Annotated in this window: 19 protein-coding genes and 3 pseudogenes; 11 read left to right on the top strand and 11 right to left on the bottom strand. The window is 68.1% G+C overall.

Annotated elements, in window-relative coordinates; translation table 11 throughout:
• The first annotated feature begins 702 nt into the window (after nt 1–702).
• The 5 genes from ACQEVM_RS17325 (at nt 703) to ACQEVM_RS17305 (ending at nt 5,933) form a co-directional block, all read left to right on the top strand.
• Nucleotides 703–927 (top strand): hypothetical protein, encoded by a 225-nt coding sequence (locus tag ACQEVM_RS17325; RefSeq protein WP_433079664.1) that lies wholly within the window; start codon nt 703–705, stop codon nt 925–927.
• 43 nt (nt 928–970) lie between these two features.
• On the top strand, nt 971–2,476 hold the full coding sequence (locus ACQEVM_RS17320; protein ID WP_433080067.1) for a GMC family oxidoreductase: 1,506 nt from the start codon (nt 971–973) through the stop codon (nt 2,474–2,476).
• A gap of 312 nt (nt 2,477–2,788) precedes the next feature.
• On the top strand, nt 2,789–3,625 hold the full coding sequence (locus ACQEVM_RS17315) for an inositol monophosphatase family protein (RefSeq protein WP_433079662.1): 837 nt from the start codon (nt 2,789–2,791) through the stop codon (nt 3,623–3,625).
• A gap of 55 nt (nt 3,626–3,680) precedes the next feature.
• Entirely contained in the window at nt 3,681–4,277 is a 597-nt protein-coding gene (locus ACQEVM_RS17310) for an NADPH-dependent F420 reductase (protein ID WP_433079660.1), read from the top strand.
• An 810-nt stretch (nt 4,278–5,087) separates the two neighbouring features.
• Complete coding sequence (locus ACQEVM_RS17305) at nt 5,088–5,933, top strand: helix-turn-helix domain-containing protein (RefSeq protein WP_433079658.1); 846 nt, start codon at nt 5,088–5,090, stop codon at nt 5,931–5,933.
• Between the two features lie 429 nt (nt 5,934–6,362).
• Here ACQEVM_RS17305 and ACQEVM_RS17300 read toward each other — a convergent pair whose 3' ends face one another.
• Both ACQEVM_RS17300 and ACQEVM_RS17295 read right to left on the bottom strand, forming a co-directional pair.
• On the bottom strand, nt 6,363–6,689 hold the full coding sequence (locus ACQEVM_RS17300; RefSeq protein ID WP_433080079.1) for a hypothetical protein: 327 nt from the start codon (nt 6,687–6,689) through the stop codon (nt 6,363–6,365).
• On the bottom strand, nt 6,596–6,880 hold the full coding sequence (locus ACQEVM_RS17295) for a JmjC domain-containing protein (protein ID WP_433080065.1): 285 nt from the start codon (nt 6,878–6,880) through the stop codon (nt 6,596–6,598). Before ACQEVM_RS17295 ends, ACQEVM_RS17300 begins: the two co-directional genes overlap by 94 nt.
• A 650-nt stretch (nt 6,881–7,530) precedes the next feature.
• On the opposite strand from ACQEVM_RS17295, the gene ACQEVM_RS17290 reads away from it, so the two are divergent.
• On the top strand, nt 7,531–8,004 hold the full coding sequence (locus ACQEVM_RS17290; RefSeq protein ID WP_433079656.1) for a ricin-type beta-trefoil lectin domain protein: 474 nt from the start codon (nt 7,531–7,533) through the stop codon (nt 8,002–8,004).
• Nucleotides 8,005–8,301: 297 nt separating this feature from the next.
• Here the strand turns inward: ACQEVM_RS17290 and ACQEVM_RS17285 are convergent.
• Nucleotides 8,302–8,592: pseudogene (locus tag ACQEVM_RS17285) on the bottom strand (pyridoxal-dependent decarboxylase); the annotation flags it as partial.
• Nucleotides 8,593–8,604: 12 nt separating this feature from the next.
• On the opposite strand from ACQEVM_RS17285, the pseudogene ACQEVM_RS17280 reads away from it, so the two are divergent.
• A pseudogene (locus ACQEVM_RS17280) lies at nt 8,605–8,780 on the top strand (IS110 family transposase); the annotation flags it as partial.
• Between the two features lie 218 nt (nt 8,781–8,998).
• Here ACQEVM_RS17280 and ACQEVM_RS17275 read toward each other — a convergent pair.
• Both ACQEVM_RS17275 and ACQEVM_RS17270 read right to left on the bottom strand, forming a co-directional pair.
• Complete coding sequence (locus tag ACQEVM_RS17275) at nt 8,999–9,379, bottom strand: hypothetical protein (protein WP_433079654.1); 381 nt, start codon at nt 9,377–9,379, stop codon at nt 8,999–9,001.
• On the bottom strand, nt 9,376–9,963 hold the full coding sequence (locus ACQEVM_RS17270) for a TetR/AcrR family transcriptional regulator (protein ID WP_433079652.1): 588 nt from the start codon (nt 9,961–9,963) through the stop codon (nt 9,376–9,378). The genes ACQEVM_RS17275 and ACQEVM_RS17270 overlap by 4 nt, the downstream gene beginning before the upstream one ends.
• 204 nt (nt 9,964–10,167) lie before the next feature.
• Here ACQEVM_RS17270 and ACQEVM_RS17265 point away from each other — a divergent pair, with 204 nt between their 5' ends.
• Nucleotides 10,168–10,644 (top strand): hypothetical protein, encoded by a 477-nt coding sequence (locus ACQEVM_RS17265; RefSeq protein ID WP_433079650.1) that lies wholly within the window; start codon nt 10,168–10,170, stop codon nt 10,642–10,644.
• A gap of 593 nt (nt 10,645–11,237) precedes the next feature.
• Here ACQEVM_RS17265 and ACQEVM_RS17260 read toward each other — a convergent pair.
• From ACQEVM_RS17260 to ACQEVM_RS17250, 3 genes are all read right to left on the bottom strand, one after another.
• Nucleotides 11,238–11,408 (bottom strand): hypothetical protein, encoded by a 171-nt coding sequence (locus ACQEVM_RS17260; protein WP_433079648.1) that lies wholly within the window; start codon nt 11,406–11,408, stop codon nt 11,238–11,240.
• Nucleotides 11,409–11,569: 161 nt separating this feature from the next.
• Nucleotides 11,570–12,088, bottom strand: a complete 519-nt coding sequence (locus ACQEVM_RS17255) for a cupin domain-containing protein (RefSeq protein WP_433079646.1) — start codon at nt 12,086–12,088, stop codon at nt 11,570–11,572.
• Nucleotides 12,089–12,188: 100 nt separating this feature from the next.
• The gene (locus tag ACQEVM_RS17250; RefSeq protein ID WP_433079644.1) at nt 12,189–13,544 is read right to left on the bottom strand and encodes a hypothetical protein; all 1,356 of its coding nucleotides are present in this window, start codon (nt 13,542–13,544) and stop codon (nt 12,189–12,191) included.
• Between the two features lie 315 nt (nt 13,545–13,859).
• On the opposite strand from ACQEVM_RS17250, the gene ACQEVM_RS17245 reads away from it, so the two are divergent.
• The gene (locus tag ACQEVM_RS17245; protein ID WP_433079642.1) at nt 13,860–14,294 is read left to right on the top strand and encodes an SRPBCC family protein; all 435 of its coding nucleotides are present in this window, start codon (nt 13,860–13,862) and stop codon (nt 14,292–14,294) included.
• An 81-nt stretch (nt 14,295–14,375) separates the two neighbouring features.
• On the opposite strand, the pseudogene ACQEVM_RS17240 reads toward ACQEVM_RS17245, so the two are convergent.
• From ACQEVM_RS17240 to ACQEVM_RS17230, 3 genes and pseudogenes are all read right to left on the bottom strand, one after another.
• Nucleotides 14,376–14,468, bottom strand: a pseudogene (locus ACQEVM_RS17240) (helix-turn-helix domain-containing protein); the annotation flags it as partial.
• A 39-nt stretch (nt 14,469–14,507) separates the two neighbouring features.
• Nucleotides 14,508–15,251, bottom strand: a complete 744-nt coding sequence (locus tag ACQEVM_RS17235; protein ID WP_433079640.1) for an RNA polymerase sigma factor — start codon at nt 15,249–15,251, stop codon at nt 14,508–14,510.
• An 828-nt stretch (nt 15,252–16,079) separates the two neighbouring features.
• Nucleotides 16,080–17,399: a heparin lyase I family protein gene (locus ACQEVM_RS17230; RefSeq protein ID WP_433079638.1), complete on the bottom strand. Its 1,320-nt coding sequence runs from the start codon at nt 17,397–17,399 to the stop codon at nt 16,080–16,082.
• A gap of 868 nt (nt 17,400–18,267) precedes the next feature.
• On the opposite strand from ACQEVM_RS17230, the gene ACQEVM_RS17225 reads away from it, so the two are divergent.
• Both ACQEVM_RS17225 and ACQEVM_RS17220 read left to right on the top strand, forming a co-directional pair.
• Entirely contained in the window at nt 18,268–18,816 is a 549-nt protein-coding gene (locus ACQEVM_RS17225) for a GNAT family N-acetyltransferase (RefSeq protein ID WP_433079636.1), read from the top strand.
• A gap of 313 nt (nt 18,817–19,129) precedes the next feature.
• Nucleotides 19,130–19,774, top strand: coding sequence for a GAP family protein (locus ACQEVM_RS17220; protein ID WP_433080063.1), 645 nt, complete (start codon nt 19,130–19,132; stop codon nt 19,772–19,774).
• Nucleotides 19,775–19,819: the final 45 nt, after the last annotated feature.

Here is a 19,819-nt window from a genome sequence, read left to right as displayed (position 1 = left end):
GACGATCCGCGTACCGCGCCGCGCGGTCCAGGCAATCAACTCACGGACGGAATGCCGGCGATCTCCATCACGGGCCGGCGGCCGGCGCTGACGGTGCGCGGCTCGGTTGCCACAGCGAGCGTCTCGGAGAACGCGCTGTCTGTTCGCATACCCCCGTCCTTGGCGGTCGGAGTTGTCGGTCCGTCGGACGAGCGCGCTAAGTGGGTACCCATTGCCGTCAGTTCACGGAATGACGTGCAGTCATCCTCAGGGCTCACAACCCGCCTGGCGGCGCGCTGCTGGTCAACGAGGGCCACCACGGTGTCCGAGCGGCGATCGGCGGCCACGGCGACGGGGTCGAATGTGGGGAACACGATGATCCGGGGGCTCCCGCAGCCGGGAAGGACGGACGCGGTCGGCGAGAGCCTCGCGTGAACAGGCGCTCCTACCCCGTGAAGAGGCACCACAGTGACAGTGCACGAAGCCGGTCGGCGCGTAAGGGCAGCCCGACCGAGTGCTGTGTGAAGCCGACTTTCTCGCCGCTCGTCTGGCGCTGAGGTTCCGAACGAACGTCGCTGAGGTTCAAGTACGTGCCGTGTCGGCATTCCTAAGATTCGAAGGCAGAAGGGAAACCCGGGCTGTTCCTGGCACACCAAGGAAACGAAACTTGTCATCGCAGCTACCGGTGCCCTGCCGAACCGTGCCCTGCCCTGCCCTGCCGATATGAACATCCTCGACGGGGTGATCGGCAAAGGCCTGACGGGGGGCACCCAGGTCAGTCCGATCAAGGTGATCGTTTGCCACACGAGCGCCTCGGTATCCGTCAGCACCAGCAGCACGCGGCCTGCCTGCGGACAGCCCTGCTCCACTGGGGCCCCGCTCACTGCTGACCAGCCCCAGCCGTACATACAAGCAATCAGCTCTTTGATCGTGGATGAGCCTTTTTGATACCCGGTGGTCGGACAGTGCTGCCGTGGGAAGCGGAGACATGATGGGCCAGAGTCCTTATGACTATGTCGTTGTGGGAGCGGGGACAGCGGGGTGCGTGATTGCCTCCCGCCTTTCGGAACGCCCGGGCGTTCGGGTGCTGTTGCTGGAGGCGGGATCCCGGGACGCGACCGGGGCGATGGCATCTCCTTGGGGGTTCCTGGGGTTCGACCCGTCATCCCTCTGGCTGGGTGTCTCGACCGTGCAGGCCGGTACAGGCAGGGCCGCTGACGTGCTGCGCGGTAAGGCGCTCGGCGGATCGTCGAGTGTCAACGGCCTGTACCACCTGCGAGGGCACCGCTCCGGTTACGACGAATGGCCCGGACTCGGTGCTCCGGGCTGGGGTTTCGACGATCTGCTGCCCTGTTTCCGCCGCAGCGAGAGCACGCGCAGTCGTGATGCCTCCGTGCGGGGCACGGACGGGCCGGTCGTGGTCGCCCCGGTTCCGGAACCCCACCCCCTGGCCACGGCGGGCGTCGACGCCGCGGTGCAGGCTGGGTTCACACGTGCCGATGACATAGGCGGCGGTCTGGAAACCGGGTTCGGGTGGAGCGACATGAATCTGCCCGGCGGCGCCCGCCAGAGCTCGGCCGACGCCTACATCCGTCCGTTCCTCGACCGGCCGAACCTGGACGTCGTCACGGACGCGACCGTGCAGCGGCTGCGTATCACGGCGGGCCGCTGCACCGGCGCCGAGTACACCGTGGGCGGCGAGCACTTGTCCGTCGAGGGCGCCGAGGTCATATTGACCGCGGGAGCCATCGGTTCCGCGCACCTCCTGATGCTGTCAGGGATCGGCCCGGCACGACACCTCGGCGAACACGGCATCGACGTCGTCGCCGACCTGCCGGGCGTGGGATCCCACCTGCAAGACCATCCGATGGCGGGCGTGGTGTACGAGGCCAGTCGGCCCGTACCGTTCGTTCCTGCCAACCCTCCGGCCGAAATGATGGGCCTGCTGTACAGCGACCCCGCCGCGACCCGGCCGGACCTTCAGGTCTACATCGTCGCCGCTCCCCTCCCGTCGGCATGGGGCCGGCAGCCGGCCAACGGCTACTCCATCGCCTTCTCCGCGATGGCTCCGCACAGCAGTGGCACCGTGCGCCTGGCGGACGCCAATCCCGCCGGCGCTCCCGCCGTCGACCCCGGCTACCTGAGCGACGAACGTGACCTGGAGGTCATGCGCAGGGGCCTGGCAGTGGCACGCCGCATCGGGGAGGCCGACGCGTTCGCCGTCTGGCGCAAGCAGGAAGCGGTGCCGGGCCCCGGGACGAGCGGCGAATCCGTGGACGAGTTCATCCGCAAGGCCACCGGCCCCTACTTCCACTACACCGGCACCTGCCGCATGGGAACCGACGCCGATGCCGTCGTCGACCCCGCAAACCTTCGCGTACACGGGATCGCCGGACTGCGGATCGCCGATGCCTCGGTGATGCCGTCCATCCCCTCGGCCAACACCAACGCAACCGTCTACGCCATCGCCGAACGGGCTGCCGAACTGCTCGACTGAAGTCTTCTCCCGCGCCCGCGGCGCTTCCACGACGCGCTCCATCCCCCCGTCGTGCGCGCCGAACGCGGCCCAGACTCCGGCTCATCGCGGGGCGTTGAGGTGCAGGCGGGCGGCCGCCCCGGCCGCGCTTCCCTCCTCCAGCAACGCGTCGAGCACAGCGGGCGGGTTAGAACCGCAGTTGCATGTGGGTAATCCTTTCCGTGCTTTACATGCAGTTGAAGTTAATCGAGGGGCTCTATACCTTCGAAACCAGAGCGCAGGACGGAACGCCCGCCGGCCTCATCACCCCTTTCTCACAACGGGAGTACCACCATGTCCGAAACGCTTCAGACCACTGACGTCGCCGAGGTCGCCACTGCCGTCGCCTCCGATGCCTACCTGCTCGATGAGACCGTGAGCGCCGTGCGCGTGGCCGGTGCGGCGTTGCTCGAACGCTTCGGCGGGGTGGTCAGCCACCAGAGCCGCGAGGAGTTGATGCGTGCGCTCGCCGCGAACGACGACACGGCCCTCGACATCCTGCGGCCGCGTCTCACGAGCCTTCGCCCGGAGGCCGGTTGGGTGGAGGACGAGCTGGACGGCGGGGCGTTGCCGCCCGGTGAGTGGTGGGTCGTGGACCCGGCCGAGGGCAATGTCAACCACCTGCACGGCCTGCCGGACTGGGCGGTGACCGCCACCCTCGTGCGTGAGAACCAGCCGGTGCTCACCGTGGTCCATCTGCCGTTGACCGGCGAGACCTACACCGCACTCGCCGGCGCCGGCGCGCACCTCGACGGCCGGCCGCTGCGCGTCTCCCCGGCCGCGGACCTCGGCCTGGGCATCGTGGCCACCAGCCAGGCCCGGCCCGACGAGGACGAGGCGGTCGTACGACGCGTCGGATCCTCGATCACCGCGATGCTCCTCGACGCGCTCGTCGTCCGCACCTCCGTACCCGCCACCCTGCACCTGGTGAACGTGGCCGCCGGCCGGATCGACACCTTCTGGCAGTTCGCCGGCGCCCGCGCGGACCTGCTCCCCGGGGCCCTGCTCGTCACCGAGGCGGGCGGACGGATCACCGACATCGAGGGCCGCCCCTGGACCCCGCAGAGCGAGACCTTCCTCGCCGCCACACCCGGCATCCACAACCAGGCCGCCGCCACCCTCTCCCGCTGACCACACACCACACCCCGCACCCCGCATCCCGCACCCCGCAAGGAAGCAGAACATCATGGCCACGATCGCAGTACTCGGAAACGGCCGCGTCGGCGGCAACCTCGCCACCGCCCTCACCCGGGCCGGGCACGAGGTGACCGTCGCGGACCGCACCCCGGGCGCCGCCGCCTCCGCCGCCCGGACAGCCCGGATCGTCATCAACGCCACCCCGGGCGCCGGCTCCCTGGAACGCCTCACCGCCCTGCGCGCCGAACTGCGGGACAAGATCCTCATCGACGTCTCCAACGCCACCGTCGACGGACCGGACGGACTGCCCACCGACCTGATCCACCCCGGCTCAAGCCTCGCCGAACAACTTCAGGAAGCACTCCCCGAAACGCACGTCGTCAAGACACTCAACACCATGCTCTTCCCCGTCATGACCACGCCGACCATGCTCACCCAGACACCAACCGCCTTCCTCTCCGGCGAGGACCCGCAGGCCAAACATGCCGTCCGCGAACTCCTCACCGACCTCGGCTGGCACAAGGAATGGATCACCGACCTCGGCGGCATCCACACAGCCCGCGCCACCGAGGCAGCGATCCTCTTCGTCCCGCACGTCATCCGATCCAACGGATTCACGCCCTTCGCCATCTCCATCGCCCGCTGATCGTCGAGCTGCGCCGGCTGCAGGTGACCGGAGTCTGCACCGGCATGGACGGGTTCCCGGTAGGACACGTTCGCGGCAGGCATGGTCCGACTTGGCCGCGGAGTCGACGTTGACAGCGGCTACCGGAGGCACGGATGGCAGGAAGGTCGGTATCGCGGTGAGATGACCTGAAGTCCCCGGTCGTCGATACGAAGCCCGCGGCCCGCAGCTCGGACTCCGGAGGGTCCTCGCTGACGAAGCACTGTCAGGTCGGCAGCCTCACGGTCCGGTCGCTGATGGCCGCTGCACGAGACACATTCCTGACCATACGACCGTGAACAACGATCGCGAGCGCGACCCCTGACGAGCAGGCTGCGAGAAGCCTGCTCGTCAGGGGTCGCGTCTCTCGTTGCCGGACCGGGCATACCGAACACCGAGGCGCGTACCGCACTTACTGCGCGTACTCAGGCGATCAGCGCATCTCCCCGAATCAGAAGCATCAGCTCTGCCTCCCAACCCCCTCCATGCGAGCCGTGCATAGGAAGATTGGCACGGTGTCCACATGAGTCACGGCGGCGTCCTACGGAACACGATCACCACAGGATGGCGTTGAAGCAATGAATACGAGGGGATCGAAGAGAGATGCACGGTACTGGAGCGGAGGTCGACGGCGCGCGCGGGGTGTTCGCAGTGGACTCGACCGCCCGGGGCGCCGCACCGCGGGGACTCGACGCCTTCCGGCGCGGGTGGGAGACGCAGGTCGGCGACGATGTCTTCCAACTGCCGGCCTTCACCACGGACACGATCGGTGACTTCCGGGTCAAGGGCAACGTGGCCAAGGTGCACGGCGCGGCAATCGCCGACCTTCACGCCGCGTCGGCAACCCGGACCGCGGATGTCCCGGGCGGCGATCAGGATCTTGTTGCCATGTACGTCGTGCGGCGCGGCGCGTGGACTCTGGGCGGCCCGCCCGGTTACGGCGACCAGACCGTGTCGGCCGGGCAGTTCCTCGTCCGGCACCTCGGGCGCCTGACGGCCTTCGAGACATCGGCGCACCTCACGGCGAAGTTCCTCGTCCTGCCCCCCGACGAGCTCAAACCCCTGCTCGGGACCCGGGTCGTCACCGGGCCGGCGGACTCGGCCGAGATGCGCTTGCTGACGGCCCTTACAGACATGATTCACATCACCGTGGCCGACCTCGGCCCGGCCGGTGTGGCAGCTGCCCAAGGCACCCTGGTCGAGCTGGCCAAGGCGGTGGCGATGGGCCGATTCGACGACGTGGAACCCCGGTTGGCTCCCGCGCTCACCCAGGCAGCCAAGGACCTCGCGGACCGTCGGCTCACTGACCCCGAGCTTTCACCGGCGATGCTTGCGCGTGAGCTCAACGTCTCCGTCCGTACGCTGCACCGGGCATTCGCCGCAGTGGGTGAGCAGCTCACCACCTACATCCGCCACCGGCGACTTCATGAGGCCCGGTTCGCCCTTGTCTCGCCGTCAGGACGCCTGAGCATTTCGGAACTCGCCGCACACTGGCAGTTCGCGGACGGCAGTCACTTCACCCGATCCTTCAAGAAGCACTACGGTCAGACTCCCACCGAGTACGCCCGCTCGACCAGAGCAGCCTCGCTCTCGCCGAACCGGCACCCGCCGGGCCGCGGACCGGCCGAACGCGTGTGACCCGAGGGGACGCTTCAGCCCCCGTCCAGGACATGCTCGCCGACCCGAAGTCCACGGGGGTGGGCAGCCCACGGGGGCGGTACCCGGCGGGATGCTCACCACCGGCTCACGAGCGGCGGCCCTCGGCCGCCCGCCCGTACATACGCCACGGAAAGCGCGATCCACTGGAACCCGCCCTCCCCCATCGCCGCAGTACCAGCGGCGACGGGTGAACCTTGACGACCTCGCCTCGCGCCGGATGCTCCCCGTCGAACATCACCTCCCCGACCCTGAACCGCTACCACCGGTGCCCCGCCGTCGCGCAGCGCCGCATCAGCACGTTCGCGTCCGTGACGACCGTTCCCCGCAGTAGCCCCGTGGCCGCCTCGCGGCGGCGGGCGTATCCCCCACCATGACGCGCGTCAGCCGCGCGGGCGTGATCCCCACCGGCTACCGGGTATCGCCGGCCGATCCGGGGATCGGCATCGTCAGCGACGAAGCCGGTTTCGTGCCGAGCCGAGGCCACCTCCGCGCCTGGTCCACGGCCCTCGGCCCGCGCGGCTTCCAGTCACCCGGGACGAGGCCGTCGCCCACGTCCTGTCGGCTGGCTCGGCACTGCCGTGTCGGCGACGGGCAGGCCTGTGTGCTGGGCAGGTCGGCGACCGCCGGGTCGTCCAGCACGGTCAGGACGGCGTCACGGAGCACGGTGACGTATGCGGTCGGGGCGGTCGGGGTGTCGAAGCGGGGGACGTCGGTACGGAAGCGGGGGGACGCCACGGAGCTGGTTGATGACCCAGGTCATGAAAGTCGGCGCCGGTTTGGGTGGTGAGGCCGAAGGTCGGGTGGAGGGAAGGGGCGCCCTGGTCCGCGGTGACGGCGTGCCACCACCCGCGCGGCAGGTACAGGGTGTTCGGGCTCAGAACGATGTCGGCGAGCGGCTCGCCTGTGCGAGAGAGCCAGGTACACACATCCACGCGATCCCCTAATTTCGTGCGAGAACATGGCCGACGAAAAAAGGAGGATCGATTCTGTGGAGCGCCCACCTGAATCTCTCCATGTACACCCGACGAGAGCAATTCGGCTTGATATCGCGCACGTATTTACGGCGAGTTCATTGGAAGCTGATTCGCGAAACGTTTCGGCACACGGAAAAGTGTGGCGATGGCCCTGCACCGTCGATGACGAGTCCCGCCGAACCCGCTCCAAGGGCGCCGCTCAGGGTTGATGTTGACCCCGTCTCGCCGGACTCCGCCCGCACGAAACACCAGGTCAGGGCTGCTTGTACGCCTGCGATGACGGACTCCGGGTGAACCTTGGCCTCCCCGAGGGATACCGGCCGGGGCAGGGTCACCAAGCTTCCGATTTCCGGCCATTTTCCGGGCAGACCAACGTAACGGAGATTTTCACCAGAAACCCTGGAAGGTACACAGATGGACGATCATCGGACGATCCAAAGAATGGCCGGTATGGGTGAATGAATTGCCTGCATTTACTGATTCACCTGGGACTGCTGGTACTAATTCCCATGCGCTCGAATGTGAGCCGAATAGCCATGCACATCCTGTTTCTGATTGCGCGTGACATCGCGCCTTCCGGTACCAAGAATGGAATCCGCATCATGGCCATCGCCCTCCGCAAGACCCTCGCCCTCGCCACGCTCGCGCTGACCGCCTCCCTCCTGCCGGCCGGCGAGGCGGGAGCGACGAGCGCGGCTCAGGCCGCCGTGCCCGGCCGGTACTGTCTCGCCAACGCCTGGGAGACCCCCAACATCTCCACGAAGCCGTGCGACACCGCAGACCGGGGGCAGCACTGGACCGTCACGGGCAACCAGATCTCCCTCACCAACGCGCGCGGCTACTGCCTGGCCAACACCTGGAACTCCGACAAGATCTCGACAAAGCCGTGCGACACCAGCGACCAGGGGCAGTACTGGAACGTCTCGGGCCAGACGATCTCGCTCAACTTCGCCCCCGCCTACTGTCTCGCCAACGCCTGGGGAACCCCGAACATCGCCACGAAGCCCTGCGACACCGCGGACAACGGCCAGCACTGGGTGATCTTCAACGACCAGATCAGCCTCGCACGCGCCTGACGCCGCGACACCGCGACACCGCGACACCGCGACACCGCGACACCGCGACACCGCGACACCGCGACCGGGCAGGGTCGGCCATGAACGACCGGATGATGGGCCACGCGCAGCGGACCATCGAGGGCTTCCCCGTGCAGGGGTGACGTTCCGACAAAGGTCAACTATGAGGAACCCCACAGCAGGCCCAGGGCACCTGGTGTGCTGGGCCTGCACCGCCGGCTCGTCGGTAGTTGGCGGTGCTGGTGTTGGTGTCGGTGCCCGTGTCGATGTCGGTGCCAATGTCGGAGAGGACCTGCTTCAGGTCCTCGCGGCTCCAGAGGCCCCCGGGGGTGTCGTGGATGGTGGGTGCTGTGACTTTGTCCATGCCGGGCCTCGGTCGGGCGGCCCCGGTGCCGGCGGTGCAGACGCCGGATCAGTCATGCGGAAGCACACGACGGGCCACGGGCCGCCGCCCACGAGTTCCAGTCGTGGTTCGGCGGTGATCCGGTCGCGCAACTGCTCGGCGAGGCTCAGACAGTGCTCGATCATGTCGGTGACGCCGTCGCGGCCCAGGTGCCGCAAGGTGGCCCAGAGGGCCAGGGCTCGGGTGCCGGGGCGGGTTGGCTCGACAGTGGCGTGGGCTCCCCGGCCGCCCTGCGCAAGGCCGGCCGGCCGCCGCAGACTCGTCGAACTCATCCGGCCCAAGGCCCCGCGGATGGCACAGAGGTTGATCGACCGACGTCTTCGCCGCCCTCGACGAACAGACCGCCGTCGTTCCCGGAACCGGCACCCTCGAAGATCCGCGACTGGAGGAGGAACGCGAGATCCTACGGCAGGCAGCGACGCATGTCGCCAGGGAGACGCGCTGGTGAGGAGTCATGACGAACTGGAGCGAGGCCTTCGTCACCTCGCAGTGGCAGATCGCCGAGGACGAGTAGGGCTGCGAACTGACCGCGGCCGCCCTGCGCCGGGCTGCCGACGCCCAGACTCTCGACCGCGAGTTCCGAGGGTGTGGCTACACGGCGCCCGCCGCTGCCAGCGCCGCGACGGGCAGGAGCAGAATCCACTGCGGCAGGCGGAGTAGTGGCCTGGGCCAATCGACGGACAGGGTGACGGCCAGGAAGGCTACTGCGTACGCGATGAAGTGCGCGGCCACGAACCACGCCACCAGGTCGGTCTCCGCCGTACCGTCCGACAGGGCGAGGTGGAGCAGAGCGAGTCCGGAGAGCACCAGATCGACGCTCACCATGTGCCACACGGCGTGCAGGACACGTTTGGGTTCGTCGGCGAGCCCGCAGGACAGCAGCGGACGCACGACGTCGCGGTGTCCACCTACGATGTGCACTGCGGCCACGCCGAGCGCGGTGATTCCCGCCGCGAGGAGCCAGCCGTTCATCGGACCTCGATTCCTTTGACAACGACACTGGCCAGCAAGGCGGCCAGCCGCTGGTCCGGGTGTTCCCCGACCAGTCCCACGTGGAAGAACACCGCTCCTGCCAGCGTGTCCAGGACCAGGTCCACAGGAGTCCCGGCCGCGATCTCCCCCCGCAGCAGAGCCCGTTCGAAGACGATCAGCAGTCGTTCCTTCGACGGCGCCAGGAAGTCGCCGCGGATGCGTGCCTTCAACTCCGGATCGGCGGCGAAGTCGGCGAGCAGCCCCGGGAGCGCCGCCGCGGCGGCGGGCGCGTGGAACTCGTCGACCAGGCCCTGCAGCAGTACGGTCAGATCACCGGCCAGCGTTCCGGTGTTCGGGGTCGGAACATCATCGGTGGTCGTGAAGACGGCTTCGAAGACCAACTCCGCCTTGCCCGACCATCGCCGGTAGATCGTGTCCTTGCCGACACCGGCCCGAGTGGCCACCGCCCCGATCGATGTTGCGGCGTAGCCGAACTCGACCAACAGCTCTGCCGTCGCTTTGATGATCGCCTCGTGCGATCGGGGATCCCTGGGACGCCCCCTGGAGAGCGGAGAGGAACTCATGCCATTTACTTTACGGGTCGACCCGTAAGGTAAACAAGGGGTCGGCCTGCCGGAGCCGCTGGGGACAACGCGACATGGGCAGGATGGTCGCCACACGTCATCGCCGACGCCCGCCCACTGCCGCCACAGCGCCCACACCCTTCGGAGGTGGATGATCGGTCAGCCCCGCCGGCCTCGTCGGTGGCCGGCCATAGGGTTCGCAGGGTGAGTGACATCCATGAGCTGATGATTGCCGTCGACCTGCAGGACGAGATCTCCGAGACGGAGCTCGCCGAGCTGAGCTGGCATCTGGGGACAGGGTCCCGGCCGAAGCACCTGTCCATCGTCACCGAGTTCCCGGTCGTGGTGGTGGACGACTCGGGGATCCCGGTGATCGAGGACGATCCCCACCCACTTCTCGCCGGGCAGGGGGCGGCATCGCGAGTGGGTGGTGTTCTCCGCTCGACCCTGGTCAGCCGCGCGGATCTGCCGCGGAAAGGCTGGTCGCTGACGTGCCGACAGGAGATCCACCCCGACGAGTTCGAGAAGGTCGGCGAGTTGCTCTGCTGGCTGGCCACAAGGGCCCACTCAACGCACCTGCTCGAAAATGGCGCGGTCCGGGTCGGATTCCTCAGGTTCTACGAGGCTCAGGCTCCGGATGTACTTCAGGTCAAGGCCGGGCAGGTCAGCTGGCCTCTCTGACCAGCGTCGCAGATGGTTCGGTGCGGAGCAGGCTCCATGCCACTGCGCACCGGCGTCCTCGGGGGCGACGAAGTGTCGACCTCAGAGGAACGTGCCAGGCGTTCGTCATGAACGATTGGGATACAGCCAGTACAGGTCGAAGCCGGCAGGTAGGCGCTCGGCATCACACGGTTCCCACCTTCCACCGCGTCGCGACCCCCAACAAGCGCCATGCGTTGAGGGAGCAGCGGCACCGGCCTCTGCCGGCGTCGGCCTGATCGCGTTCTCACTGTGGGCGCGGGGCACCTCGGGCGACCAGGGAGTGACGGAGACCATCGATGCCATGCATGGTGGAATCCTGCGGTCAGGTCCAGAGCCTGCGGTCTGCTGCGGTACTGAGCACAGCCTGAGTTGGCGGGAGTCGGCGCAGAAGCCCGGGGCCGAACCCTCGTAGCGTGTACGACGGGGTCTTCACGACCGTGATGGAGGGGTCAATGCCAGAACCGGACGCCTGGCGTTGACCCTGCCGACCACGGGAGGGGGCGGACTACGACTGATGATGCCTTCGGTCTCGGCCTCCTCGGTCACGGTCCGGGCTACGTCGGAGGTCACGGTCACAGAAGCTCCTTGTGGTGTTCGCTGACCTTCCTGACGGCGTTGACGTACTGCTCGGCCAATTTCAGATCCTGTTCACGGCGCCAGACCCGCAGCTTGATCGTGTGCGTGTGCGCCTTCTCCGCGATGGGGAAGTCGCCCTCTCGCGGTACGAGAGCGGCTGGTTGCACAGCTCGCGGCGGGGCAGATCGACGATGCCCGGCTCGGCGAGTTGGAGGAGATCCAGCGAGCGATGCACGACGCGCTGGACACGGGCACGCTGGAGCGGATGGCGGAGTTCAACTCCCGCTTCCACCGGACGCTAGTTGGGGATCACACCGCACCGCGCGCTTCAGGTCAGGTGCGTATCCCCTGTGGAGGGTGGGCGGCAGTAGCGGCGGATGAGTGCCACGTGCTGGGGGAATCGGGCGGTCAGGTCGTCGGGTTGGCCGAGGGTCATGTCGGCGTAGTCGAAGCCGGGTGCCACGGCTTCGCTGATCAGGGCGTGGTCGCCGTCACCGAGGTGGGTCGCCTTCCACAGGCCGCCGGGAACGGCGAGGGTCAGGACGTGTCCCTGGTACGGGTCCGGGCCCAGGGTGACGGTCTCGGCCCGGCCGTCCGGGTGGATCAGGTGGTAGTCGAGGGGGGCGCCGCTGTGGTGGAAGTGAAGGATGTCGGACTGGTTGAGGTGCCAGTGCCCGACGGGTGAATCCTTGGTGAGGAGGTAGTGGATGGAGGTCAGCAGATGGCGCTCGCCTCGCGCGGTGTGCAGCGGGGGGCGGTGGTCCGCTTGGAAGGTGCGCCGGAAGTACCCGCCCTCCATGTGCGGTTCCAGGCCGAGGGTTTCGATCCACTGCCGTGCTGTGGGCACGTGTTCCTCCTTGGTGGCGGCGCCGCTCCGCGGTGCTGCGGAGCGCGTGGGTCAGGCGGGCGGATGCCGCTGGCGAGATGCCTGGGTGAGGGGTGGTTGCCTATGCGTGCCGGCTGCTGGACGGCGGGCCGTACCGCTCGTAGTAGTCGTCCAGCAGGCCCGACGACTGCAGGACGTCGTCGGCCCAGGCCGGATCGAGCCCGGGTGGGGCGGGACGGGTGGCGATGGCGCAGGCGCCGACGAGCATGCCCGCATAGACGAGGTCGGAGTGGAGGTTGCTGATGCTGTCCGTCTCGTGGAAGTTCACCGGACGGCCCTCGGCCAGTACGGTCACCTCCGTACCGCCGGGGATCCTTTGGGCGCGCGACGAGGGGCGTGCGGCGACTCGTGAGGCCGGCTGGTCGACGGCGAGGGCTTCCAGGGCGGGAAGGTCGAATTCGACGTCGCGGCTGCTGACGGACGCCAGGTACACCGGGCGGCGCAGTGCCAGGAACTCGGGGGTGGACATGCAGGTGCGGCCGGTGGCTCCGAAGACGAGCAGGGGCCGGTGACCCGCCAGGAGATCCGTGAGCGAGCGGGCCGTGGTGTAGCCGCTCTCGTGCGCGTCGATGAGGTGGAGGACATCGGTGTCGTGAACGGCTACGCGCATCCGTCGTTGGTCGAGCAGGGTGGCGATCTGGGCTCCGACGCTCCCATAGCCGACGACGAGGGCCGGCTGACCCTCGATCTTCGTCGCGGGGAGAAGGGAGAGAGCGGTGGTGACCGCCTTCTCGGCGATCCAGTACGACTCGATGCGGCCCTTGAGTCGGGACTGGGCCACCGAGAAGACCGGGAAGGACAATTCACTTTCGCGGCCCCGTAGTTTGTAGACGCCGGACATGGTCTGCTCGACGACGCCGGCCCACTGCGAGACCCCTCCCCCATCCGGGTCCGCGGCGGCGTCATCCATCAGGACCGGGGCGACATATCCGCCGTCGTCCAGGGCCAGGGGGCGCAGACCCGCCCGTTGCGCACGTCGGCCGTGGCGGTGGATCGCCTCGGGGTCCGTACTGTCGGCGATGCGGACACCGCGCCCTGCCAGATGGCCGTGGACACGGTGGCGCCACTGGTAGGCGTAGTCCTTGCGTAGGACCGTCATCGCCTCCAGAGGTGCGCCGAGCCGCGCCAGGCAGTCCACGAGGTGGACCAGGTCGGTCAGGAAGTGACCGGTGACCAGCAACGCGTGTCCGGCCAGGGGGCGGTCGCCGCGCAGCCGCTCCGTCGTGGCACCCATCAAGGGCAGTTCGTTCGCGATCCGGGCCGTCTCGATCGCGGACAAGGGCTGCCTGTGCCAGATCTCCGACCAATGCTCCAGCAGCCTCGACGACCGGCATTCGCTCTGACCCGAAAGGCGCAGGTTCAGCCCGAGCGTCGTGGCACCCGACGAGCTGCTGCGCATCTCCGTGGAGAGGAACATCTCCGCACGGAACCCGAATGGGAGCTGTGCCGTGAGCGTGCCCCCGACCGCGGAAAGCGTGTGCGAGCCGGCGGCTTCGCATAGCCGCATCGCCGCGAGGCGCAGAAGTCGTGAGCCGTCCGACGGTGCGGCGGCCACGTGGACCGTGGTGGTGGCAAACTGCGCCAAGGGGACGGTCAAGGGGTCGACCAGAGTCGGGATGGACAAGTGAATGGCCCGGTTCCGTGAATCCGACAGAGTTCTCGTTATATCCCCGAAGTTGGATCACAACAAAGTCCACTAATCAATCGTTTGAGATGAAAGGGAGATAACCGCATGCTGGTTGTTGTCCGGGGAACGGTCATCGGTCGTACCGCGTCACAGACGTGGGAGAGCTTCGCGGCGTTCGGGGACATCGAACAGTGGCATCCCCTCATCGCCCACAGCGTCCTGGAGCCCGCGCCAGGACCGGGCGGGGGACCCGTCAGGTCGATGACGACACAGGACGGCGAACGCATTCGCGAGGAACTCCTTCTGAGCGACCCGGTGGAGCGCACGCTGAGGTATACGATCTTGGACAGCCCCTTCCCCGTCACCTCCTACGTCGCCGAGGTCCAGGTGTGGGAGTCGGCGGCACCCGACCGGTGCGACGTGTGCTGGTCCACGGAATTCGAACCCGTGGATCCCGCTGACGGCCCCACGCTCCGGACCTTGTTCGGGCAACAGGTATTCGAAGTGGGTATCGCGTCGCTTCAGCGCACGGAGAACTGATACGCGAACGGTGGCGTTCGGGACCGGCCGTCGCGGTCCCGAACCACAGCATCGCCGGGAGAGTTCCTCACCGTGTCTACCTTCCCGCCCATCGACGAACATCGCGGCCGCTTCCATCCGGACCCGCTCACGGAACGCTTGCCTCTCTGCGGTCAGACCCCCACCCTGGGGGATGCCTCATACACCTCGGCACACCGCGACGACCAACAACCCTCAGCCCCTACGACAAGGCAACCTCACGGTCAGTGAGAGCGCCCCTAGACGAGCGTTCACGTCGCGCAGGTCGCGTTCAGCCCGTGCGCAGTCCGCGCAGCCCTGGAGATGGCGGCCCAGGTCGCGGGTGCGGCGCTTCCCCGGTCGGCGGAGCGTGGCGGCGAGTTGTCGTCCGTAATGCCTGCACTCCTCGCTCGTGCTGTGGGTCAGGTGGGCGCGCAGGTAGGCCTCTCGCAGGCCTTCTCGTGCCCGCGCGACCAGGGAGCCGATGCCCCCCGCCGATATCCCGAGCCGTCCGGCGGTCTCGGCCGCCGGCTCGCATTCGACGACGGAGTGCCACAACACCGACTGCCAGCGCTCGGGCAGCGATTGGTAGGCACGCAGGACCAGCGATTCCTCATCCGCCGAGAAGACGGCCTCTGAGGGGTCCTGGTCATCAGAGAGGCTCGCGGCCCATTCCTCGAAGTCCTCGGACAGTTGCATGCGGGCGCCCTCGCGCGCTCGCGCGGCCGCCAAGCGGCGCACGCAGGTCAGCAGGTACGGCCGCCAGGCATACTCCGGTCCGGCGCCCCAGACGACGGCTCGGTAGCTACGGACGAAGGCCTCGGCCACGAGATCCTGGGCAGTGGACAGGTCCCGACAGCACGTACGCGCATAGGCGAGCACCGAAGAACGGTGACGTGCGAACACCTCGCCCATCACCTCGCTCACCTCGGTGTCGGACACCTCAGTCCGCTCACGCAACAGGGCACAGAGTTCCCTGTCGCTGAGACTTTGCAGATGCTGCTGACGGGCAGTATCCGATGTACTCAACACATACTCCTGATGGGCTTTGCTGATGAACCGCACGGCGACTCTCGGGCGCCTCCGTCATCCGGGTGTTCTGGACGGACAGACGTGTTCGTCGCGGGTTGGGCGGATCCCCCGATAGCGGGCACTTCTGTCTTGGGTGTGTCCATAGGGGCCTTGCAAGCCGGTCAGTTCGCGTGCCGGCTCGGCGACACCGCCGGCAGACCATTCCCGCTTTGCCGTGGCCGCCGCTCCGGCGGCCACACTGGTTTTCGCAGGCGGCTCTGGACTCTGCCGCATGTGCCGCCGGCGGCCTTCCGGTTGGAGGCGTCGACCATCCTGGTCGGGGCGGGAGCCTCTTTCGGCAAGTCCCTACCGCTCTTCAACCTGTCGTACATCGCCTGCCCGGCCGGCGCGCCGACGGTGACGTCGTCAGCCGACGGTGACGTCGTCAAGCGAGGGGCACCGCCGGACGCGCAGGGCACGAATCATTGTTCGTGCTCACCCTGGCGTTGCATTCCGCGCACTTCGCACGCACTCGGGCCCTGCTCTCCCCTCTCCATCGCGGTGTCGCCAAGCCCCTGGTTCGGCTTCACCGGCCACGTCAGAGGTGCGATATGGAGTACCGGGGCTACGAACGTGGACGCTCGCATCCTGCAGAGCTGTGACCTGTTCAGACCTTCCACACCTGGTGGACCCACCTCCCGCCACCAGATGCGTCAACCTCCCCCATGGTCAGTACGGCCAGTGGTCAACTCCTCATCCTGACTGGAGGGACTGCGGTCATTGGCGTCCACATCTTCCGGATCGCCTTGCGGACCCTCCAGCAAACTCACCGGCCCTCGACCATCTCCGCAACCGCGGAACGTCTTCTTCCAGCCAAGTCAGCTCCCCTCCTGCGCACGGCCAACCGAAAGAATGCAACCGAACACGATTCAACAGCCTGAGGGACGGGGCGCCTCGGTAGGCTCGTCCGCGCCTCGGGCTACCCTCCGGAGCCGTCCCTCCGGCGCCGCCCCGTCTTGGCGCGGCTGCGGAGCACGAAGACGATGCCGGCGGCCAGTAGTGCGCTGGCGAGGGCGAGGATGATCGGGGTTCGGCCGGAGGCGCCGGTCTCGGCCAGGGGGCGGCGTCGTTGTCGGTGTCGGTGCCGGTGTCCACCGGGACCTCGTCCGCGGCGTCGGATGCGGAGCCCGGCGTCGCCGGTCCGGTTGCCGGGGCCGACCCCGATGGCGGAGTCGAAGCGGCTCCCGATGCGGCGGGCGCCTTCGGCGTGGACTTCGCCGTGGCGCCCGGGGACGCCTGGGAGGTGGCCGTGGCAGGCGGCACGGCGGCTCCCGGGGAGATCGGGGTGATGCTGACGTCGTCGTAGTAGTTCACCACCGCCGGAGTGCCACCGGCCTTGTGCCCTTTCCAGGCCTGCCAGTTGGGGCGGTACAGACCGATCTTGTGGTACGGGGCAGTGTCCTGGTGGTAGCTGTTGGGGCCGCGGTGCGATCCCACCTGGGCCCCGTCGAGCCGCGCGGTGATGGAGCCGGCGGTGGGGGCGGCGGGGGTGGACCAGGTGATGTCGAAGGACCACTGATTCCAGCGTCCCAGCCGCACGGGGCCGAGATCGTACCTGGCCTCGCTCAGCGGCTGTGAGCCCACCTTCGAGTGGACGACCATCGTCCAGCGGTCGTTCTTGACGGCGAGGACGACCGCGGGGTTCGTGCCCGTCCCACCGTGCCACTGGGAGACGATGGTCTGATTCTCGAAGGAAATCCAGTCGGCGGGAAGGTAGTTCGCGAACGTGTACCGGTAACTCCCGTAAGGCACACGTTCTGTAGCAATCTCGGTGCGGTAGGACTTGCCGTCATCCGGCATGACGAACCGGACCGCCTTGCCGCCCCGCCCCCCGGGCGCCGCGGTAACACTCACGGCGCCCGTCCCGTCGATACCCTTGCGCTTGAACGCGCCCGTGGTGCCGGACTCGAACCCGTCCTTGAAGGGAACAGGAGTCAACGCACGGTCGGCGACGGCCTCGGTCGCCCCGAACCCCACCACCAACACGGCCGCCAATGACGCACCGACCCGACCGCCGCGACTGAAACGCTCGAACATGAACCGTCCTTGAGATGAGGGTGGTGCGGGGGTGCCCTGCATGAGTGCGGCCCGACGCCCGGAAACCAAGGGTGACCGACCGCCCCCCAAGGACCCGCACATCAAACCATAATGACTCAGAACCAAACACGTTCACACGTGATGGCATATCAGACCGTCATCAGGACCGAGAGTCAAGAGGATGCGGAACGCCGAGATCCGCTCGTGATGTTCAGGTGAGCCACGCCGTCGGAAGGAAGGTTGTACCGGCCGGTGGCACGCCCGCGCCCATGTCTGCGACCACGTCCTCGACCGAACCGGCCGGGGACGACCGCGTTCAACGGGTAGCCCCAATTCCCGAGGTGACGTGTCTCTTGTCGTCGAGTCCAGTGGACGGGGCCTCCGCCAGCGGCGGGTGGCGGAGGCCCCGCACAGCCCTTCCGTCGGCTGGGCGTGCTCGACCGTGACCTGCCCGGCAGCAGTGAAACCAGGCCTGCGGGGGTGAGCGTGGGACGCTTGGTCTCGGGCCAGGAGTTGGGCGGGCGAGGCGGAAAGGGCGTACGGGGCAACGGACTTCACGGCGCGCTTCTCCCTCGGCGCGCTTCTCCCTCGGCGTGGGCGCGGGCGAGGACGCGCGGGCGGCCGTGCTGGGGTACGGGGGACCGACCTGGAGAACCGCATCCCAAGGGGTGAGCGTGCTCACCGTCGAGGGCACGGCTCACGGGCAGGTCAGGTCAGGTCAGGTCAGGTCAGGTCCGCCATACGCCCAGTTGGCGGGGGCGACTACGCCTGCGGTCTTCGAAGGGGGCCGCGGAGCGTTCCCGGCCCTCGTTGCCGACCGCGCGAAACTCGATTCACCCGCCACCCGTGGGCGCCCTAACGTGGCCCCATGCTCCAGATACCGTCACGGGTCGAACTGCACCCGCTCACCCTCTCCGATCAGGACGAGTTCTGTACCCTCGTCCGGGTCAGTTCCGAACTGCACCTGCCGTGGATGCGACTGCCGACGAACGCGCAGGAGTTCCGGGACTGGATGCGCCGTTTCGACGACGGCACCAACCAGGGCTTCCTGGTCCGCGTGCGCGACACCGGTGCAGCCGCCGGCACGGTCAACATCAACTCGATCATCCGGGGGCGCTACCAGGGCGCGTCCCTCGGCTATGCGGCCTTCGCCCCGTCGGCAGGGCAGGGGTACATGACCGAAGGGGTCGCCGCCACCATGCGGTACGCGTTCACCGATCTGCGGCTCCACCGGCTGGAGGCCGGCATCCGACCGGCGAACCGGGCATCTCTGGCCGTGGTCCGCCGGCTGGGCTTCCGGTACGAGGGGCTTGCGCCCGCCTACCTCTACATCGACGGCGCCTGGCGGGACCACGAACGCTGGTCCGTCACCGCGCCGAACCCCTGGACACCCGATCCGTCCCTCCCCGAGGTCTGAGAGCAAACGAAGACGAGGTGCACGGCAGCCATGCGGGAGGGCGTGGACGTCTCCACGGGTGCCCTGACACGGGCAGAACACGCGGCGAGCGGCCTCGGCGTTCAGGAATCGCACGGTCCACCGGATTACCCAGGCCCATGCCTCCCGCCACCTGGTGTGCGGCGTTCGGTGACATGAGCGTGGCCGCTTGACCGGTCGGGCCTCGGCCCGCAGAGTCGGGATGCGGCACCGTGAGAGCGCCGTCCGACCCCGCGCACTGGTTCGCCCGTCCCAAGGCGACCGATGCCCTGACCTTCCCGGAGTGACTGCGCTGATGGTTCTCGATCTGGTCGTGATCGGTACCGCCATCACGTTGGGACCTTTGCACAACAGCGCGTTCATCCTGCTGCTCTCCTCGCGACGTGGGGTTCGCAAGGGCCTGGCGTTCCTCTTGTCGTGGCTCGCCAACCTGGTTGTGGTGATCACATGCGTGTTGCTGCTGACCGGTGGGAACCCCCCGGGCCGCCACACCACCCCGTCGACCGCCGTTACGTGTGCGAAACTCGCCATCGGCTTGGGGCTGGTGCTCTATGGCGCGAACCGGCGGCGACGGCCACCCCGCCCGCATGGCCCGCCGCGCTGGGCCGCCAAGGTTGACGACGCCTCACTGGCCACGGCCGCCGGGCTGGCCTGGTTGCTCCAGCCCTGGGCCCTGGTCGGGGCCGGCGCCGCCACGGTCGTCGCCGCGGACCTCTCCTCCCTCACGGACTGGCTCGCGCTGACCGGCTACTGCCTGCTGGCCACGCTGAGCCTCGTCGCCATGGAGATGTACAAGGTCTGGGCACCGGCGGCCGCGGAGGCCAGGCTGAACGGCCTGCGGACCTGGACCGAGCAGCATCAGGACCAGCTGATCGTCACGCTCTCCCTGCTCGTCGGCCTGTGGCTGACGGCGCGGAGCATCTACGACCTGGTTGTCTGATGTCGCACCCTTCTCGTCTGCGGACGGGCTGCCCGGACGTGCGCG

Origin of the sequence: Streptomyces sp. CA-243310 (assembly GCF_050936775.1) — a bacterium.
Taxonomy (GTDB): domain Bacteria; phylum Actinomycetota; class Actinomycetes; order Streptomycetales; family Streptomycetaceae; genus Streptomyces.
Note: the sequence above shows the minus strand (reverse complement) of the source record. Positions and strands in the feature narration are given on the sequence as shown.

Excerpts from the sequence above, each read along its gene's own strand:
- ACQEVM_RS17250 (WP_433079644.1), bottom strand. The coding sequence starts at position 13,544 with ATGTTCCTCTCCACGGAGATGCGCAGCAGCTCGTCGGGTGCCACGACG.
- ACQEVM_RS17325 (WP_433079664.1), top strand. The coding sequence starts at position 703 with ATGAACATCCTCGACGGGGTGATCGGCAAAGGCCTGACGGGGGGCACC.
- ACQEVM_RS17225 (WP_433079636.1), top strand. The coding sequence starts at position 18,268 with ATGCTCCAGATACCGTCACGGGTCGAACTGCACCCGCTCACCCTCTCC.
- ACQEVM_RS17290 (WP_433079656.1), top strand. The coding sequence starts at position 7,531 with ATGGCCATCGCCCTCCGCAAGACCCTCGCCCTCGCCACGCTCGCGCTG.
- ACQEVM_RS17220 (WP_433080063.1), top strand. The coding sequence starts at position 19,130 with ATGGTTCTCGATCTGGTCGTGATCGGTACCGCCATCACGTTGGGACCT.
- ACQEVM_RS17310 (WP_433079660.1), top strand. The coding sequence starts at position 3,681 with ATGGCCACGATCGCAGTACTCGGAAACGGCCGCGTCGGCGGCAACCTC.
- ACQEVM_RS17230 (WP_433079638.1), bottom strand. The coding sequence starts at position 17,399 with ATGTTCGAGCGTTTCAGTCGCGGCGGTCGGGTCGGTGCGTCATTGGCG.
- ACQEVM_RS17320 (WP_433080067.1), top strand. The coding sequence starts at position 971 with ATGGGCCAGAGTCCTTATGACTATGTCGTTGTGGGAGCGGGGACAGCG.
- ACQEVM_RS17245 (WP_433079642.1), top strand. The coding sequence starts at position 13,860 with ATGCTGGTTGTTGTCCGGGGAACGGTCATCGGTCGTACCGCGTCACAG.
- ACQEVM_RS17270 (WP_433079652.1), bottom strand. The coding sequence starts at position 9,963 with ATGAGTTCCTCTCCGCTCTCCAGGGGGCGTCCCAGGGATCCCCGATCG.
- ACQEVM_RS17315 (WP_433079662.1), top strand. The coding sequence starts at position 2,789 with ATGTCCGAAACGCTTCAGACCACTGACGTCGCCGAGGTCGCCACTGCC.
- ACQEVM_RS17275 (WP_433079654.1), bottom strand. The coding sequence starts at position 9,379 with ATGAACGGCTGGCTCCTCGCGGCGGGAATCACCGCGCTCGGCGTGGCC.